The 17,036-nt window shown below is 56.7% G+C and carries 22 protein-coding genes, 1 tRNA gene and 1 riboswitch; of the genes, 10 read left to right on the plus strand and 13 right to left on the minus strand.

The features are described from left to right. Positions 1 to 149: 149 nt before the first annotated feature. Genes H6B10_RS05180 through H6B10_RS05190 form a run of 3 tightly spaced genes read right to left on the minus strand, consistent with a single transcriptional unit; the run spans position 150 to position 2,347 of the window. Positions 150 to 1,073, minus strand: a complete 924-nt coding sequence (locus H6B10_RS05180; RefSeq protein ID WP_204650440.1) for a DMT family transporter — start codon at positions 1,071 to 1,073, stop codon at positions 150 to 152. Next, positions 1,066 to 1,728 (minus strand): HAD family hydrolase, encoded by a 663-nt coding sequence (locus H6B10_RS05185; protein WP_204650442.1) that lies wholly within the window; start codon positions 1,726 to 1,728, stop codon positions 1,066 to 1,068. Before H6B10_RS05185 ends, H6B10_RS05180 begins: the two co-directional genes overlap by 8 nt. Positions 1,729 to 1,744: 16 nt before the next feature. Continuing rightward, on the minus strand, positions 1,745 to 2,347 hold the full coding sequence (locus H6B10_RS05190; RefSeq protein WP_243427264.1) for a QueT transporter family protein: 603 nt from the start codon (positions 2,345 to 2,347) through the stop codon (positions 1,745 to 1,747). A gap of 7 nt (positions 2,348 to 2,354) precedes the next feature. Further along, a riboswitch (PreQ1-III riboswitch) is annotated at positions 2,355 to 2,450 on the minus strand. A gap of 117 nt (positions 2,451 to 2,567) precedes the next feature. Between H6B10_RS05190 and H6B10_RS05195 the strand changes: the two genes are divergently transcribed. Both H6B10_RS05195 and H6B10_RS05200 read left to right on the plus strand, forming a co-directional pair. Beyond that, a tRNA-Leu gene (locus H6B10_RS05195) sits at positions 2,568 to 2,651 on the plus strand. Positions 2,652 to 2,785: 134 nt separating this feature from the next. Beyond that, complete coding sequence (locus tag H6B10_RS05200) at positions 2,786 to 3,007, plus strand: DUF378 domain-containing protein (RefSeq protein WP_204650443.1); 222 nt, start codon at positions 2,786 to 2,788, stop codon at positions 3,005 to 3,007. Between the two features lie 32 nt (positions 3,008 to 3,039). On the opposite strand, the gene H6B10_RS05205 is transcribed toward H6B10_RS05200, so the two are convergent. Continuing rightward, positions 3,040 to 4,203 carry an FtsW/RodA/SpoVE family cell cycle protein gene (locus tag H6B10_RS05205; protein WP_204650445.1) on the minus strand — a complete coding sequence of 388 codons (1,164 nt, stop codon included), beginning with the start codon at positions 4,201 to 4,203 and terminating at the stop codon, positions 3,040 to 3,042. Between the two features lie 138 nt (positions 4,204 to 4,341). Between H6B10_RS05205 and tsaE the strand changes: the two genes are divergently transcribed. From tsaE to upp, 4 genes are all read left to right on the plus strand, one after another. Continuing rightward, on the plus strand, positions 4,342 to 4,755 hold the full coding sequence (gene tsaE, locus H6B10_RS05210) for a tRNA (adenosine(37)-N6)-threonylcarbamoyltransferase complex ATPase subunit type 1 TsaE (protein ID WP_204650447.1): 414 nt from the start codon (positions 4,342 to 4,344) through the stop codon (positions 4,753 to 4,755). Between the two features lie 52 nt (positions 4,756 to 4,807). Beyond that, complete coding sequence (tsaB, locus tag H6B10_RS05215; RefSeq protein WP_204650449.1) at positions 4,808 to 5,521, plus strand: tRNA (adenosine(37)-N6)-threonylcarbamoyltransferase complex dimerization subunit type 1 TsaB; 714 nt, start codon at positions 4,808 to 4,810, stop codon at positions 5,519 to 5,521. Beyond that, complete coding sequence (rpiB, locus tag H6B10_RS05220; protein WP_204650451.1) at positions 5,511 to 5,963, plus strand: ribose 5-phosphate isomerase B; 453 nt, start codon at positions 5,511 to 5,513, stop codon at positions 5,961 to 5,963. The genes tsaB and rpiB overlap by 11 nt, the downstream gene beginning before the upstream one ends. A gap of 61 nt (positions 5,964 to 6,024) precedes the next feature. After that, positions 6,025 to 6,654 (plus strand): uracil phosphoribosyltransferase, encoded by a 630-nt coding sequence (gene upp / locus H6B10_RS05225; protein ID WP_204650453.1) that lies wholly within the window; start codon positions 6,025 to 6,027, stop codon positions 6,652 to 6,654. 69 nt (positions 6,655 to 6,723) lie between these two features. On the opposite strand, the gene H6B10_RS05230 is transcribed toward upp, so the two are convergent. Continuing rightward, the gene (locus H6B10_RS05230) at positions 6,724 to 7,389 is read right to left on the minus strand and encodes a Crp/Fnr family transcriptional regulator (RefSeq protein WP_204650455.1); all 666 of its coding nucleotides are present in this window, start codon (positions 7,387 to 7,389) and stop codon (positions 6,724 to 6,726) included. 101 nt (positions 7,390 to 7,490) lie between these two features. Here H6B10_RS05230 and H6B10_RS05235 point away from each other — a divergent pair, with 101 nt between their 5' ends. Next, positions 7,491 to 8,216 carry an ATP-binding protein gene (locus H6B10_RS05235; RefSeq protein ID WP_204650457.1) on the plus strand — a complete coding sequence of 242 codons (726 nt, stop codon included), beginning with the start codon at positions 7,491 to 7,493 and terminating at the stop codon, positions 8,214 to 8,216. 80 nt (positions 8,217 to 8,296) lie between these two features. After that, the gene (locus H6B10_RS05240; RefSeq protein ID WP_243427265.1) at positions 8,297 to 9,064 is read left to right on the plus strand and encodes a carboxymuconolactone decarboxylase family protein; all 768 of its coding nucleotides are present in this window, start codon (positions 8,297 to 8,299) and stop codon (positions 9,062 to 9,064) included. 51 nt (positions 9,065 to 9,115) lie between these two features. Here H6B10_RS05240 and H6B10_RS05245 read toward each other — a convergent pair whose 3' ends face one another. From H6B10_RS05245 to H6B10_RS05265, 5 genes are all read right to left on the minus strand, one after another. Next, on the minus strand, positions 9,116 to 10,483 hold the full coding sequence (locus H6B10_RS05245) for a PFL family protein (protein ID WP_204650461.1): 1,368 nt from the start codon (positions 10,481 to 10,483) through the stop codon (positions 9,116 to 9,118). Between the two features lie 19 nt (positions 10,484 to 10,502). After that, positions 10,503 to 10,772 carry an ACT domain-containing protein gene (locus tag H6B10_RS05250; protein WP_204650463.1) on the minus strand — a complete coding sequence of 90 codons (270 nt, stop codon included), beginning with the start codon at positions 10,770 to 10,772 and terminating at the stop codon, positions 10,503 to 10,505. 122 nt (positions 10,773 to 10,894) lie between these two features. After that, the gene (locus H6B10_RS05255) at positions 10,895 to 11,797 is read right to left on the minus strand and encodes a DegV family protein (protein ID WP_204650465.1); all 903 of its coding nucleotides are present in this window, start codon (positions 11,795 to 11,797) and stop codon (positions 10,895 to 10,897) included. Beyond that, positions 11,794 to 12,303, minus strand: coding sequence for a tRNA (cytidine(34)-2'-O)-methyltransferase (locus tag H6B10_RS05260; protein ID WP_204650467.1), 510 nt, complete (start codon positions 12,301 to 12,303; stop codon positions 11,794 to 11,796). The genes H6B10_RS05255 and H6B10_RS05260 overlap by 4 nt, the downstream gene beginning before the upstream one ends. A 39-nt stretch (positions 12,304 to 12,342) precedes the next feature. Then, a complete protein-coding gene (locus H6B10_RS05265) occupies positions 12,343 to 13,173 on the minus strand; it encodes a pyridoxamine kinase (protein ID WP_204650469.1) in 831 nt (276 codons plus the stop codon). A gap of 179 nt (positions 13,174 to 13,352) precedes the next feature. Here H6B10_RS05265 and H6B10_RS05270 point away from each other — a divergent pair, with 179 nt between their 5' ends. Beyond that, positions 13,353 to 13,526, plus strand: coding sequence for a hypothetical protein (locus H6B10_RS05270; RefSeq protein WP_204650471.1), 174 nt, complete (start codon positions 13,353 to 13,355; stop codon positions 13,524 to 13,526). A 43-nt stretch (positions 13,527 to 13,569) separates the two neighbouring features. On the opposite strand, the gene H6B10_RS05275 is transcribed toward H6B10_RS05270, so the two are convergent. After that, positions 13,570 to 14,730 (minus strand): phosphoglycerate dehydrogenase, encoded by a 1,161-nt coding sequence (locus H6B10_RS05275; protein WP_204650478.1) that lies wholly within the window; start codon positions 14,728 to 14,730, stop codon positions 13,570 to 13,572. Positions 14,731 to 14,751: 21 nt separating this feature from the next. After that, on the minus strand, positions 14,752 to 15,849 hold the full coding sequence (gene serC / locus H6B10_RS05280; protein ID WP_204650473.1) for a 3-phosphoserine/phosphohydroxythreonine transaminase: 1,098 nt from the start codon (positions 15,847 to 15,849) through the stop codon (positions 14,752 to 14,754). Between the two features lie 335 nt (positions 15,850 to 16,184). Here serC and H6B10_RS05285 point away from each other — a divergent pair, with 335 nt between their 5' ends. Next, entirely contained in the window at positions 16,185 to 16,577 is a 393-nt protein-coding gene (locus tag H6B10_RS05285; RefSeq protein WP_204650475.1) for a BlaI/MecI/CopY family transcriptional regulator, read from the plus strand. On the opposite strand, the gene H6B10_RS05290 is transcribed toward H6B10_RS05285, so the two are convergent. Further along, positions 16,568 to 17,036: TIGR03915 family putative DNA repair protein (locus tag H6B10_RS05290; protein ID WP_204650476.1), on the minus strand; the 469-nt coding region annotated here is incomplete at its 5' end. The two genes, H6B10_RS05285 and H6B10_RS05290, sit on opposite strands and share 10 nt — an antisense overlap.

Here is a 17,036-nt window from a genome sequence, read left to right on the forward strand (position 1 = left end):
GAGAAGGAACCAAACAATTTTTCAAAAAAAGACATAGGAAAACCCCTGTATTTCCGCCGCGCGCGGGCGCAGCAATATAGTTTTACACACTCTAATATAATACACCCGCACAGGGGATGCTGTCAAACCTGTGCGGGTGTATTTCAAAATTAATTTACGGCTTCCGAGGCGGCTTTGTGGGGGGCCGGTAAGCTCAAAAGAACCAGCATCACAAAGATGCAGGCAAAGCCCAGTGCATCCCACATGGTAAAGGGGGAACCCAAAACCAGGGTACTGATGATGGCAGCGGTGACCGGCTCGGCAAAACTGTACAGGCTGGCCCGCTGGGGACCAATAAGGGGTACGCCGGACATGTACAGGCTGAAGGCGAGCACATTGCCTACAACGACCACCACCACAATGCCAAAGATGCCCACGGCGCTGGGAACATAACCCATGGTCCAGGGGCGGAACACCAGATGGAACAGGGCACCGCCCATCAGGAACGCCCAACCCTGGAGCATAGGGGTGGGGTATTGTTCCTGCAGCTTTTTGGGCCACATGGTGTAGATCACTACGGTGCCGGCGCAGACGATGCCGGTGACCAGCGCGGCGGGGTTGATAGCCAGGCTGGTCAGACTGCCGTGGGTGGTGAGCAGAAAAACACCCACCAGTGCCAGCACAATGGAACACAGTTCAAACAGATGGGGGCCGCGGCGCTGTTGCAGGCAGAGAATCAACAAAATCAGTACCGGGGAGAGGTCCTGCAAAATGGTGGCGACGCCGGCGGTGGAAAGCTGGATGGTCAGAAAATAAAGGAACTGGCAGCAGCTTACGCCCGCCAGACCGTACACCAGCAGATCAAGGGCGTTGCGGGGATTCTTTTTTACGTTCCAGGGGTCAAACAGCAGTTTGCGGTCCTTGCAAAAATAGAACCCGCACAGCAAAAGGCCTGCCAAAAACAGGCGGATGGGTACCAGCCAGGTGGAATCCATATTTTCCCGCGTAAACAGGTACTGGCCCATGCAGCCGGATACGCCCCAGCAGGCCGCGCCGCCCATGGTCAGGCAGGCTCCCTTTACCCGATCAGACATTGTTTGCTCCACTCCTCAAGATTGTTTTTACGGTTTCCCGCAGATCCGGAACCACCGTGGCGCCAGTTTGGCGCAGTACTTCGGCCGGTTGGTGGCCGCTGCTTTGCAGCACACAGCCAACCCCCAGTGCCTGGGCAACTTCAAAATCATGGGTCGAATCGCCGATCATTACAGCGCTGGCCGGATCAAAGCCGGCTTCGCACAGATAGCGCAGCCCCAGTTCCACCTTGCTTTTGGCGTAGATGTCCCCGAGACCCAGCAGGCGGTTAAAATAACCGGTCACACCTCGTTCTTCGGTTTGCTGCCGCAGCGTAGTGATGGGGCTGGCGGACAGAATCACCTGGCGCAGCCCGGCGGCGGCAAAGGCGTCCAGCGCTTCGCGGGCACCGTCCATCAGTGGGCAGGCGGCACTGGCGGGAATGTAATCTTCCATAAAGCTTTGGGCCAACTCGTCAAAGCTGTGGCGGGTAAAGTCGAATCCGGCACGGGCATAGTATTCCTGTACGGGAAAACCAAAAATGGCCCGGTACTGATCGTGGTCGTACCGCTGCGGATAACCATACCGGGCAAGCAGACGGTTGAGCGCGTCCACGCACAGTGTTACATCATCCAGCAGGGTGCCGTTCCAATCCCACAAAATCAGTTCCGGGCGCATAGAGTGTTACCTCAGATCATTTTTCGGTGAAAATTTGCTTGAGCGCAACATTGGACTCGATGAGCTTGACCAGGGCTACACCCAGGACGGTGCAGCTGATCAGTTCGCCAATGCCTACCGTAATGCCGTTGGTCAGGCACAGCAGCCAGAGAGGTGCGCTCATGGCGGTATAATCGGTAAAAAAGACGGTGATCTCAATGCCCACAATGACAGCGTTGAAGATAACCGGCGGAAGGGAGGCGGGAATCGCCAATCCCTTGATGCGCAGATTGCGCAGGCGGTAGGTAAACAGGCAAGCCAGCAAGGTGGCAAGCGTGCCGAAGATAACGTCGATAATGGTGGAGCCGAACAGGTTGGCCAGGAAACATCCCAGCGTTACGCCAATGATGTACTCAGCCCCAAAAACGGGCAGCAGGCAGAGTGCCTCTGCGATACGGACTTGAATCGCACCGTAGCTGAAGGGGGCCAGCACCAGGCAGAGCACCACGTACACGGCGGCAATCACGGCGCAGCGCACCAGACGCTGCACCGAGGCATGCCCCTCGGTGCGGGGCAGTGCCAGCCGAACAGCCAGACAGGCCACAACGATTGCGGCCACGGACAAGATAGCAATATACATACAAACACTCCGGCGGATAGATTTTGACCGCATGCCAGACCGCCAGCCTGGCACCGGTTTGCGCCGCAAAAGATGCGGCGGAGCCTAAAATCCTAAGTTGCTCAACGAAAAAATATTATAGCAAAGGGAAAATCCGGTTGCAAGAGGGGATCGGACAATTTTTGGCGCAAAAGGAGGCTTGACTTTTGAAAGCAAACAGTTTATAATTCAAGAGTTACAAGCCGGTGTGTTGGAATTGGCAGACGAGACGGACTCAAAATCCGTTGGTGGTGACACCGTGTGGGTTCGACCCCCACCACCGGCATATAAAAAATGTCCTCGGCGTATCTCGCCGGGGGCATTTTATTTGTCATGTGAAACAGGCCGCGCATAGCGCCACATAACAGTGCATAAATCCCTCCTTGCGGTGGCATACTGCTACCAAAAGGAGGAATTTTTATGTCCATGTTCAAAAAATTACTTTTGCTGCTGGCCATTGTGGGCGGCATCAACTGGGGCATTTATGGAATCTGGGGCTTCAACGCTGTGGGCTGGCTGGTAGGCGGCAGCCTGAACTGGCTGGCCCGTACCATCTTTATCGTGGTAGGGGTGGCAGCCCTTTGCCTGGTTCCCAGCCTGTTCATGAGCGATGAACCCCGGCCGGAACCCCGTACCCATTGATCCTGCGGCGGGCTGTGCCCGCCCTACATAGGTTACAGGATCGGCCCGGCGTCCAGCCGGGTATTTTTTGCGTGTATTCCCACACTGAGAACCAATCCCACGCAGAGATACATCATCACCACGCTGGACCCACCGGCAGAGAAAAAAGGCAGCGTTACGCCAATGACCGGCAAAACCTGCAGGTTCATGCCCAGATTGATGACGCACTGCACAAACAAAGCGGCAAAGATGCCTACGCAGATAAAGCGGCCCAATGCGTCGCTGCTGTGCAGGGCGGTGCGTAAGGTGCGCAGGCAGAGAGCAAACAACAGGATCAGCACGGCGGCGGCTCCCAAAAAGCCCAGCACGTTGGCCAGATAGGCGAAGATAAAATCATTCCAGGCATTGGGAACAAAGATATGGTCCCCGCTGAACAATCCCTGCCCGGTCAGGCCACCGGTACCAATGGCCATGGCGCCTTTGTTTTGCTGGTAGGTGATATCGGAAAGCGCCGGGTCCTCCGGCGTCAGGATGGCCATGATCCGCTGGAACTGATACCCTTTGAGCAGGTCCGGTTTGAGCATAAGCAGAGCACCGCCGCCCACGACGCCGCCAACCAGAACGCCGCCCACCAACCAGTGGGATAACCCGCCGGCGTACAGCATGATCAGCCCGATCCCCAAAAACACAAGGGCGGTGCCGTCATCGCCCTGCAGATGAATCAGCAGGGGAGGGACGATAACGTGAATCAGCAGGAAAAACAGGTTCTTGGGCTTGTTGACCTGGCCGCGCAGTTGGCTCAAATGCAGGGCCAGCGTCAAAATAAAACTGATCTTGGCCAGTTCCGCAGGCTGAAAGGTCATGCCGCCTACCCGGTACCAGCTGTAATTGGAGGTGCCGCCGGCGTCGTAGCCGATGGTTAGTACACCGGTATTCACGTTGTGCAAAAACAGTGTGGGCAGCACCAGGCCCCAGGCCACCGTGGCGTGCAGCGGCCACGCCCGGGCCAATGCCCGGTAGTCTACGGTGGAAAACACAATCGCCAGCATGACACCCAACAGACTGGCAATGACCTGTACCGACGCTTTGTTGTTGGAGCCCAGCTGGCTGTACCCGAGCGAAACCAACACCACAACGCTCAGTGCCGAGCACAATACACAGATGGCAAGGTACAGTACATCGACGCGGCGCAGATAACGGCGGATCAGTGGGTACATAGACGAACTCCCTTCGGGATGGTTTTCCCTTATTATAGCGCAAGTAACGGCATTTGACCACGGATGAGAATTAAATTTTACAAATGGCCCAATGTGTACTATAATAAATACGATTATGCAGTAAGGAGTATGACTGCCATGCAGGAATATACCACACATTCCCGTGAAGAAACCGTAGCATTGGGGCGAACCCTTGCCAAAACCCTGCCTGCCGGGGCGCTGATTGCCTTTACCGGGGGCCTGGGAGCGGGTAAAACCGCCTTCTGCCAGGGCTTGGCCGAAGGTCTGGGCTGTACTGACCCGGTCAGCAGTCCCACGTTTGCCATTGTCAATTATTACCGGGGGCCGCGTCCGCTGGCACACTTTGACCTGTACCGTATCCACAGCGAGAGTGATCTGGCAGCTGCCGGCTTTTATGATTATCTGGATATGGGGGCTGTGGTTGCCTGCGAATGGAGCGAAAACTGCGCCGAATTGCTGGCACAGGAAAATCCCATCTGCATCGACATCCAGCGCATGGACGAAAATACGCGTCATATTACCATTCGATAAGATACAGACTGGATAAACGGTGCATGAAATTACATATTGTACAGGTGATTCTATGAATATTCTGGCGGTTGATACCGCAGGTAAGAGCGCTGCCGTGGCGGTTCTGCGCGATGATACGCTGCTGTACGAAACACAGTGCAACAACGGCCTGACCCACAGCGAAACGCTGCTGCCTATGATCGATACCGCACTGCGGGCCTGCGGGCTTACGGTGGCGGACCTGGACCTGCTGGGAGCAACCAATGGACCCGGCAGTTTTACAGGGCTGCGGATCGGGCTTTCGGTGATCAAGGGGCTGGCCTTGCCGCGGCAGATTCCCTGCGCACCGGTGTCCACCATGGCAGCATTGGCCTATGGTATGGCCGGGCAGGGGACGGTGATCGGTGCCCAGGATGCCCGCCGCGGGCAGGTGTATTGGGCGGCTTTTGACCTGGAAACCCACAGCCGTTTGACGCCGGATGCCGCTGCACCGGTGGCCTCTTTGCAGGAATTTGTGCAGAACTGTAAAAAACCGCTGTTTTTTGTTGGCGACGGCGCCGCTTTGTGTTACAATGTCTATGAACAGGTGCCGGGGGTAGCCGTATGCCCGCCTGCGCTGCAGGTGCTGCGTGGCGCCGGAGTGGCGCTGGCTGCCAAAGCCCTGTGGGAAAGTGGAGCATGCGTATCGCCGGCTGAACTGCTGCCGGATTATCACCGGCTGAGCCAGGCAGAGCGGGAACGCGCCGAGAAAGAAAAACAACAGGGGGAACCAACCAATGCAATTTGACAAACCCATTGCGCTGGCTGCCGATCATGGCGGCTACGAACTGAAAGAAGCCATCAAGGCGCACCTGCAGGAACAGGGTATTGCCTATGAGGATTTCGGCACCGATTCCACCGCCAATGTGGATTACCCTGACTTTGCCGAAGTCGGCTGCAAAGCTGTGCAGGAAGGCCGCTGTGCGCTGGTGATCCTGTGCTGCGGTACCGGTGTGGGTATGTCCATGTGTGCCAACAAAATGCAGGGGATTCGCGCCTGCTGCTGCAGTGATACCTTCAGTGCCGAATTTACCCGCCGCCACAACAATGCCAATGCCCTTTGCCTGGGCGGCCGTGTGGTGGGCGCCGGTCTGGCCTGCCAGATCGTGGATGCCTTCCTCAACGCGACTTTTGAGGGCGGCCGCCACCAGAACCGCATCGACAAGATGATGGCGCTGCAGAACCGCTAAGTTTTTCACGGCCTGCCCCGGCGGGCTGCCGATAAAAAATGTTTGACAAGGAGATTGTACCATGAGCGTTGTCGAGATCGTAGATCATCCCCTCATTCAGCACAAGATCAGCCTGTTGCGTGACCGGAACACCGGCACCAAGGAATTCCGTGATCTGGTCAGCGAGGTTGCCATGCTGCTTTGCTACGAGGCTACCCGTGACCTGCCCACCGAGGAAGTGGAAGTGGAAACGCCCATTGCTCTGGCCCGTACCAAGGTGCTGGCCGGCCGTAAGCTGGCGCTGGTTCCCATTCTGCGCGCCGGTCTGGGCATGGTGGACGGCATGCTGTCCATGATTCCTGCGGCCAAGGTGGGGCACATTGGCCTGTACCGCAACGAGGATACGCTGAAGCCCGTGGAATATTACTGCAAGCTGCCCAGCGACATCAACGAGCGTGAAGTCCTGGTTCTGGACCCCATGCTGGCTACCGGTGGCAGCGCTTCCGACGCCATTACCCAGATCAAGAAGCGCGGCGCCAAACATATCAAGTTCATTGGCCTGATCGCCGCTCCCGAAGGCATGAAGGCTCTGCATGAAGCACATCCCGATGTGGATATCTATGTGGGTACCCTGGATGAGCGCCTGAACGATCAGGGGTATATTGTCCCCGGTCTGGGCGACGCCGGCGACCGTATCTTCGGCACCAAATAACAGCTTCCCTAAAACAAGATACCGGGGCACAGGCAGTACTGCCTGTGCCCCGGTTTTTATTTTGATGTTTTACAGTCCTTCGGGCGTTGTATGCAGTTCTACCGTGCGGCGGTTCAGCGTCAGCAGACCGTCCCGCTGCATCCGGGACAGCGTACTGCTCAAGGCACTGCGGTCTACACCCAAGAAATCGGCCAACTGTTGGCGGTCAAAGGGTAATATAAAATCCAAGCTGCCATTCTTGATGGCCAGCGCGGAAAAATAGGTCATCACCCGCTCGCGGATGGTTTTAGGGGCGGTGTACAGGTTGCGCCGCGCCAACCCCAGATTTTTGCGTGCGGAAATCTGCAGCAAATTCTGCGCCATATGCTGCAGGCAGGGGGCGTTGCCCGGCTCCAGAAGAGGAGCGGCGGAAAGAAACAACACCTCTCCGTCGGTAGCGGCTGTTACATTGACCAGGAGCGGTTCCTGGGGCAAGCAGGCATAGGTTTCGGCGAAGAGATCGCCTTCCGTGGCTTGTCCCAACAGGGTTTTGCTGCCCCACACATCCAGATGCTCAATGTGGACGCAGCCGGACAGCACAAGCCCCAGGTGAGAAACGCACTGACCGGCCTGTGCCAGCAATTGATCTTTGGTAAAAGCATAGCGGTGTGCGTCCAGTGCACTCAGGGCCCAATGCACTTCTTCCTGACTCAGCCCGTGAAAGAGAGCTGTTTCGGGCAGATCCTGTGTTTTCATGGCTTTTCCTCTTTTCTTTTGCAAGTATGTTGTAACTACAACATACTTGCTGCTTGTATTGTAGTAAACTGGAGCCAGAAAGTCAATACGGAGGCTATTTTATGAAAAGACGAATCATTCAGATTGATGAACAGAAATGTAACGGCTGCGGTGCCTGTGCAGCAGCCTGCCATGAAGGCGCCATCGAGATGGTGAACGGTAAGGCACGCCTGATGCGTGACGATTATTGTGACGGACTGGGGGATTGTCTGCCCACCTGTCCTACCGGAGCGATTACCTTTGTGGAAAGGGAAGCTGCACCCTATGATGAAGCCGCCGTACAGGCAGCCAAAAAAGGCAAACTTCATGCGGCAGGCGGATGCCCCGGAAGCGCTGCGCAGGTTCTCCGTGGTGGTTGCCCGGGCAGCCGGGCACAGACGCTTTCCGGTGGGGCAGAACCGGCAGCCGTTCCTACAGCAGCACCCAGCCGCCTGCGCCAGTGGCCGGTACAGATCAAACTGGTGCCGGTGGAAGCGCCGTTTTTTGAGGATGCCAAACTGCTGATTGCCGCCGACTGTACGGCGTATGCCTATGCGGCCTTCCATGAACGTTTCATCCGGGGATATATCACGCTGGTGGGTTGCCCCAAGCTGGACAGTGTGGACTACAGCGAAAAACTGACGGAAATCTTAAAGCGCAACAATATCCGTGAAGTAACCGTAGTGCGGATGGAAGTTCCCTGCTGCGGAGGCTTGGAGCAGGCTGCCAAGCGGGCGCTGCAGGCCAGCGGTAAATTCATCCCCTGGCAGGTAGTGACCATTTCCACCGACGGGCGTATCATGGATTGATTCCAAAGAACCTCTTGACTTAAACTGCACTTTAAGTGCTACGATAGGTACAAATGAGAGCTGTCAGGAGGTTTTGCTTTATGGAAGATCGTATTCAACGTTGTGCGGAAAAATTTGGGATTCTGTTTGGGGCTGCCCCGGTGGGGGAGGAAGGCACCGACCCTGAATTCATGAAAATTTTGCAGCGCTTTATTTTTGGAGAAGTATGCTATGTGGGGGAACTCAGCGATGCAGACCGGGAACTGGTCACGGTAACGGTGCTGGCGGTGAATCAGACGCTGCCGCAGCTCAAAGCGCATGTGGGAGCGGCTCTCAATGTGGGGTGCACGCCGGTGGAAATCCGGGAAGCCATTTATCAGTGCGCGCCGTTCATCGGATTCCCCAAGACGCTCAACGCCATTGCGGCAATGAATGAAGCTTTTACCGCAGCGGGAATCGCACTGCCGCTGCCTGCCCAGGGCACTGTGGAAGATGCCGACCGCTTTGAAGCAGGATTGACGCTGCAGGCACCATTGTACGGTGAGGAAATTGCTGAACGATACCAGGATCTGCCGACGGAATATGCCGAGGCCATTCCTCGCTTTTTGACGGAATTTGCCTTTGGAGATTTCGCTACGCGTGCGGGGTTGGATGGGGCACGGCGGGAGTTGCTGAATGTAGTGACGCTGGCCGCCCTGGGGGGAGCAGACCTGCAGGTCAAGGCCCATGTACAAGGGGCCGAAAAGGCAGGCAACAGCCGGGAACGGATTCTGGCGGCACTGCTCCATGCAATGCCTTATATGGGAATTCCGCGGCTTTTCAACGCGCTCAATGCGGCGCGGGAAGCCTGGAAAGAAGAGACCGCATAAGGAAATAAAGAAAAGCCTTTCCTGTAAGGGAAAGGCTTTTTGCTTTGGTTATCAGTTTTTCAGGGCCTGCATGGGGGCGGGAATCCGTCCGCCGCGGTGAATCATCACGGCGGGGCTGTACTGGCTGATGGGCATAATGGGGGCGTGGCCCAACAGACCACCAAAATCCAGCACGTCGCCGGCCTGGTGACCGATGGCGGGAATCACGCGCACAGCGGTGGTTTTGCTGTTTACCATACCGATGGCTGCTTCGTCGGCGATCAGGGCACTGATGACCTCGGCGCTGGTGTCGCCGGGAATAACCACCATATCGATACCGACCGAGCAGACGGCGGTCATGGCTTCCAGTTTTTCCAGGGTCAGGCTGCCGCATTCGGCGGCCTTGATCATACCGTCATCCTCGGATACCGGGATAAAGGCGCCGGAAAGACCACCTACGTGGTTGGACGCCATTACGCCGCCTTTCTTGACGGCATCGTTGAGCAGAGCCAGGCAGGCGGTGGTGCCGCAGCAGCCGCAGCTTTCCAGACCCATTTCTTCCAGGATGTTGGCGACGCTGTCGCCGATGGCGGGGGTGGGGGCCAGGGACAGGTCGATGATGCCTGCGGGCACACCCAGGCGTTCGCTGGCCAGGTTGGCGACCAACTGGCCCAAACGAGTGATCTTGAAAGCGGTGCGCTTGACCAGCTCGGCCACTTCATCCATGGGAGCATCCTTGGGCAGTTTGGCCAGAGCTGCGCGCACGGCGCCGGGACCGGAAACACCTACGTGAATCTCGCAGTCCGGCTCACCGGGACCGTGGAAGGCACCGGCCATGAAGGGGTTGTCCTCCGGCGCATTGCAGAACACTACCAGTTTGGCGTCACCCATGCACATGTTGTCTTTGGTCAGTTCGGCGGTTTCGCGCACGACCTGGCCCATCAGACGAACGGCGTCCATGTTGATGCCGGACTTGGTGGAACCTACATTGACGCTGGAACACACAATGTCCGTTTCGGCCAGAGCCTGGGGAATGGCTTTGATCAGGCGCTTGTCACCGGCGGAAAAACCTTTGTGGACAAGGGCGCCGAAACCGCCCACAAAGTTGACGCCCACCGCTTTGGCGGCACGGTCCAACGCTTTGGCATAAGCCACGGGGTCGGCATCGGGGGCAGCACCCAGCAGCATGGCAATGGGGGTGACGCTGATGCGCTTGTTGACAATGGGCACACCATACTCGGCGCTGATGCCGTCTACCACCGGGACCAGGTTGCCGGCCAGGCGGACGATCTTGTTATAGATTTTCTCGCAGGCTTTGTCGCCGTCGGGGTCAATGCAGTCCAGCAGGCTGATGCCCATGGTGACGGTACGTACATCCAGATTTTCTGCGGTGAGCATCTCGATGGTTTCGAGAATATCGCCGCTGTTCAAAATTCTCATGGTCTGTTATATCCTCCCGTCAGATGGTGTGCATGGCGTCAAAGACTTCCTCGCGGGTCATGGTGACCTGCATCTTCATCTCGTCGCCCAGCGCGGTAAAGCGGTCACGCACCGCGGCGGGGTCCACAGAGCAGTGGTTCAGGCTGACCAGCATGATCATGCAGAACATTTCCTGCATGATGGACTGGGAAATATCCTCAATGTTGATGTTCAACTCGGCGCAGACTGCGCTGACCTTGGCAACAACACCAACGGTGTCGCGGCCGATGACGGTGATAACAGCTTTCATAACAATACAAGCCCCCTCAATCAGTATGATGGTATTATACCAGAGTTTGCCATCCTGTGCAACAAAACCCATAAAACAAAACCAGGGGGAAGGCGGACCTTCTCCCTGGGAAATTCGATAGATTACGGCAGCTGGGGTTCGTAGGCTTCCAGACGGCGCGGCTTGCCCTCAAAAGCAATGGCAATGGCGTCGGGCCCGGTATTGGCGCTGACAGCGGCACCCAACTGGAAGGTGGTCATGGGGGCATGGCCGAAGGCCTTTTTGCACAGCTTGACCAGTTCATCGCGCTTGGCGGTGCTGGAGGTATAGCCTACCATGTAGGGGATATCCCGCATGTTGTCCACACGGCTTTCCACCCACTTGACCATGGCGGGGGTCACAGCGGCATCGCCGCGCACCTTGGCCTCCACCTTGGAAATGCCATCGTTCAGGCTGATGATGGGGCGGATGCCCAGCAAGTCACCTACCACGGCGGCCGCCGCGCTTACGCGGCCGGACTTTTTCATCTGCTTCAGGCTGTAAGCGGCCAGGCAGATCTCCACGCAGTCCAGCTTGTGCATCATCTCGTCCACACAGGTGGCCAGCTCGCCGCCATTGCGCACCTTGCGGGCACATTCACACAGATACCAGCCAAAAGGCATGGAATAGGTGTGGCTGTCCAGTACCTGGATGCGCAGTTTGTGGCCGGGCCGCTCTTCTTCCAGCATTTCCAGGGCTTTCAGCGCATTGTTGTAGGTGCTGGAGCCGCCGCTGTTGATGCTCAGGTGGATCAGGTCGGTGTAGCCTTCGTCCACATAGCGCTCGTAGATTTCGCACCACTGCAGTTGGGTGATGGCGGCGGTGGTGGGCACGCCCTGGGCGTCGCGCATCATCTGATAGAACTGGTCATTGGTAAAATCTTTGCGCTCGATATACTCGGTGCCGTCCACATTGATGGGGAAGCCAACGAGCTCGATGCCGTATTTTTCCGCCAGATCCTGCGGAATATCGGCGGAAGAATCCGTCAGAAAACCGATTTTGCTCATTTTACATCCTCGCTCCATTCGTATCGGGTCAGTTGGCCGTGTGTTTCCAGACCGGCAAAATCCCATTGCCGCAAAACTTCGTACACGCCTACCGCGACCGCATTAGAAAGGTTTAAACAGCGTTCCCCGCGCCGCATAGGCATGCGTACACAGTCCGCTTCGTGCTGGACCAGCAGTTCTTCCGGCAGGCCGGCATCTTCACGGCCAAAGACCAGATACGCTCCGTCGGGGTACTGCACATCCACATGGCGGTGCGGCCCTTTGGAGGTGAAATAGAAAAACGGCCCTTTGTTTTTGCTAAAGAAATCCGCAAGGTCCTGATAATATGTTATATCAAGCTGGTGCCAATAGTCAAGACCGGCACGCTTCAATTTTTTGTCGTCAATGGTAAAACCCATGGGCCCCACCATGTGCAGTCGTGCTCCGGTAACCGCGCAGGTACGCGCAATATTGCCGGAGTTCTGGGGGATCTGCGGCTCCACCAGTACAATGTTCAAGGTTGGCATTTGTTCACTTCCTGTTTTTTCCGGCAGTGATCGGTCGGATCACTGGGTAATCAGTTTGGGCAGGGCGGCTTCCAGCCATACGCCCAGGCGTTCGTCGGTGCCTTCGGGGGTGGAGCGGATGCAATCTGCCACAAACGCGGCGGCTGCCTGTACGGCGGCCTGGGGAACATTGCCCTGCAGGATGCGCCCCACCAGTACGGCGCCGAAAATATCTCCGGTGCCGTGGTACATCCGGGGGATCAGCGGCGTTTTTACAAAATAACCCTGACCCCCGCGGGAAGCACCCACGCAGCCGATGCACCGCCCGTCAGACAGGCCTGTTACGCCGGTAACCACCACCTGCGGTGCAATGCGTGTCAGGCGGGCGGTCTGGTCGGCAGCCTGTTCGGCACTGCCCACACCGGGCAGCGGGTCGCCCAGCAACAGGGCGGCTTCGGTCACGTTGGGGGTGATCAGGTCGGCTTTGCTGCAAAGGCTGTACATGGCCGGGACCATCTCGGCACCCAGCCCTTTGTACAGGCGGCCGCCGTCTCCCAGCACCGGGTCCACCACTTTGAGGGCCTGGGGCCACAGTTCAAAGGCCTGTTCCACCAGTTTGGCCTGGGTGGGGTCGGATAAGTAACCGGAGTAGATGCAGTCGAAGCGAAGGCCCAGGCGCTGATAGTGAGCCAGCGCTGCCGGCCCGTAACCGGGGTTGGAAAGCTTGGCGGGGGTGCCCAGTCCGCCTGTATGGGTGGAGAGGACAGCGGTGGGCAAAGCCACAGCCTGCACCCCTAGGCAAGACAACACGGGGATGATCACCGATAAGGCTGCACGACCAAAGCCGGGCAGGTCATGAATGGCTAATACAGTTTTTGGTGCGTTGGACATAGACAAGATTCCTTTTGTTGTGTGATTTCTTTACGATTCTATCACAAACCGACGCACAAAAAAAGGCGTATCAGGACGAAAGAAAACTTTTCCTCACTTTTTTCGGTACAAATTTTGTATAATGCCGCCCTGACCGCGCATCATAAGGGCGTACCTGAAAAACAAAGGAGGGACATACAATGAACGTTTCCATGATGGCAACAGCGGCAGCCGGTATGGCGGTCGGCGCTGCAGTGGTGGGCCTGGCGACACAGGATCGCCGGCAGATGCGCAAGACTGTGCACAAACTGGCCAAAGGCGCGGAAAAAACACTGGTGGACCTGGACAAGGCCGTTCAGAAAATGCACTGGTGACAGAAAAGCTCCCGGCATACAGCCGGGAGCTTTTTGGTTGCGGTTACAGGATGCGCACGCGGATGGCGGGTTCGATGCCGCTGAGGTCGGCGGCCAGCGTATCGGTGATCTCACCGGTCACATCCAACAGGGTGTAAGCTACATCTTTTTTGCTCTTGTTGACCATGTTTTCGATGTTGAGGTGAGCAGCGGTCAGGATGCCGGTAATGGCCGAGATGGCACCCGGGGTATTTTTGTGGATGATGCAGATGCGCCGCCCGCCTACCCGGGGCTGGCTCACATCCGGCAGGTTGACACTGTGGGCGATGTTGCCGTTTTTCAGGTAATCGCTGAGTTCGGCAGCGGCCATCACGGCGCAGTTGGTTTCGCTTTCGGGGGTGCTAGCGCCTAAATGGGGGGTGCATTCCACACCTTTGACACCCAGCAGTTCCTCGGTGGGGAAGTCGCAGAAATAATGCGCGACTTTGCCGCTGCCCAGGGCGTCCAGCAGCGCGGCATTGTCCACCAGTTCACCGCGGGCAAAGTTCAGCACACGGACTCCGTCCTTGCACATGGCCAGGGTCTGGGCGTTGATGGTATGCCGTGTGGTGGGCAGATAGGGTACATGGATGGTCAGGTAATCGCAGCGGGGAAGCATGTCACCCAGGGTCACACAGTGCTGTACACTGCGGGAAAGGCTCCAGGCAGCGTCGATGGAAATGTAGGGGTCATAACCCAGGACTTCCATACCCAGCGAAACAGCGGCATTGGCGACCCGGGCACCGATGGCACCCAGACCGATAACGCCCAGGGTCTTGCCGCGCAGTTCGGGGCCCACAAACTGCTTTTTGCCCTTTTCTACATCCTTGGCGATAGTATCCCGGCCTTTCAGACCCTGGGCCCACTGCACGGCATCCACCATGTTCCGGCTGCCGGCAACCAGGGCGCCGATGACCAGTTCTGCTACCGCGTTGGCGTTGGCACCAGGCGTGTTAAAAACAACGATACCTGCGTTGGTGCATTCCTCAATGGGAATGTTGTTGGTGCCGGCGCCTGCGCGGGCGATGGCCAGCAGGCTTTCGGGCAACGGCGTGCCGTGCATGTCGGCACTGCGTACCAGAATACCGTGAGGAGCGGCGGCTTCGTTATCAATTTCAAACTGGCTGGCAGGCAGTTTGGCCAGACCTACCGGCGAAATGGCGTTCAGCGTTTTAATGGTATACATCATAATCGTCCCTTTTCTGCGTTATTGATGGGCTGCACGGAATTTTTCCATAAAGGCAACCAGCTTTTCGACACCCTCGGCCGGCATGGCGTTGTAAATGGAAGCACGCATACCGCCTACCAGACGATGTCCTTTCAGATTGACGAAACCGGCTTCCGTGGCTTCGGCGCAGAAGGCTTTGTCGGTGTCGGCATCGGGGCTGGTGAACGTCACGTTCATCAGGCTGCGGTATTCTTTCTGAACGGGATTGCGGTAAAAGTCCTGGCTGTCCAGGTAATCGTACAGCACCTTGGCCTTGGCTTCATTGCGCTTCTTCATCTCGGCCAGGCCGCCCACTTCCTGCTCCAGATAATTCATCACCAGACCGGTCATGTAAATGCACCAGCAGGGAGGGGTGTTATACATGCTGTCGGCTTTCAGCAGGGTGGTGTAGTTCATCATGGTGGGGATCTGTTCCGGCGTCAGCCCTTTGGCACTGCGGCCCAGCAAGTCTTCCCGCACAATGGCGACAGCCATACCGGCGGGGGCGATGTTTTTCTGCACACCAAAATAGATCACACCGTATTTGGATACGTCCATCGGTTCCGAGCAGATCATGGAGCTCATGTCGGCCACCAGAGGGATACCGTCTACCTGGGGAACATCCACAAACTTGGTGCCGAAGATCGTGTTGTTCTGGCAGATGTGGATGTAGCTGGCGTTGGGATCATAGTCGATGGCTTTTACATCGGGGATGTAGGTGAAGTTTTTATCCTTGCTGCTGGCGGCGATCCGTGCCGTGCCGAACTTGGCAGCTTCCTCGGCAGCCTTTTTACTGAAGTTACCGGTGACAAGATAATCGGCTGTGCCGGTGGTCATAAAGTTCAGGGGGACCATGGCAAACTGCTGGGTGGCACCGCCCTGGAAAAATCCGATTTTGTAGTTGTCGGGAATGTTGAGCACGCGGCGCATGGAAGCTTCGGTGTTCTGAATGATCTCATCGAACCACTTGCTGCGATGGCTCATCTCCATCACGCTCATGCCGGAACCGTGATAATCCAACAGCTCTGCCTGGGCGGTTTTCAAAACGGATTCCGGCAGCATCGACGGGCCGGCGCTGAAATTATATACTCTTGCCATGATGGTTCTCCTCCGTTCAAACAATACAAATGGCAGCACGCTTTGCGGCTGCCTTGCCGCGCCGCAGCGGCTATGCCCTTATTATACGGAAGAGAGTGAGGCGGGAACAAGCGGGCAAAATTCCGAAAAAATAGGGGGAATTCCAGAGGTGTTTCTGTAAAATGACAGATTGTACGCGATACGAAAACAATATATACTACAAATGTAAAAGAAAACGGTTTTAGGTGACGAAAAAATGACCTTGAATTTGTGCATACTGCCAACTAGACAAATTATCTACTACAGGTGTAAAATATAATCTGCAATATTACTACAAATGTAAAAGAATTGGTGTTATGGAACAGCTTTCCAGAAGTGAAGAACAGGTTATGGTAGCCCTGTGGGGGTGCGGGCGGGCGGCGACCCGGCGGGAGATTGCTGCCAAGCTGACGCCGGAATGCCGCTGGGCGGATACTACGCTGCTGAATTTTTTGCTCCGGTTGGAGAAAAAGTCCTTTGTGCGGGCTGAAAAGCGGGGAAACAAAAATCTGTATACGCCGTTGGTGCGCCGGATGACATATTGCGGTGCGGTAAGCGAGGCTCATCTGCATGCCCTGTATGGTGGGGATTTGCGCGCATTTGTGAAGGCGCTGGCGGATACCGACCGCATTGGCTATGGTGATATTGAACGTTTGTTGCGGTGGCTGGGGGAATACCAGGCGGCCAATCCGGAGTATGATTATGAGTGAGCGGTATCTGCGGGCGTGGGCAGATCGGGCTGCATTTCACACATGTCAGGCCAGAAACGCTTGAATACATGACTCATCTGCAAGCGTTCGTTGCGGCGTTCCTCAATGGTCAGAGCGCGGAAAAAACGCTTCCACAAAGTCTGCCAGTTCTGCTCGTTTTCATCGGTGCCGGGATCATAGTGTTTCATGGCAAGGTACTGTACCTGATGGGCTTTCCGCAGCAGGGCGGTTCCGTGGGTGGCATCAAAAATAAGAAAATCCTCGTCGGGAAGCCGGCTGCAAAAATGCCCGCGTAAAAGGGGCAAGATCTGGTGCTTGGGGTGGATCACGGTACCCAGCATGCCGTCCCGTTCCTCAAAACGGATAAACTCAATGTAACGGTGAGCTTCTCCGGTGACGGCGCGCTCCAGTGCAAAAGCGCCTGCTGCGTCGGCATCTCCCAGCATCTGGGCAGCCCGG

Origin of the sequence: Gemmiger formicilis (genome assembly GCF_016901605.1) — a bacterium.
Lineage (GTDB): Bacteria > Bacillota > Clostridia > Oscillospirales > Ruminococcaceae > Gemmiger > Gemmiger formicilis_B.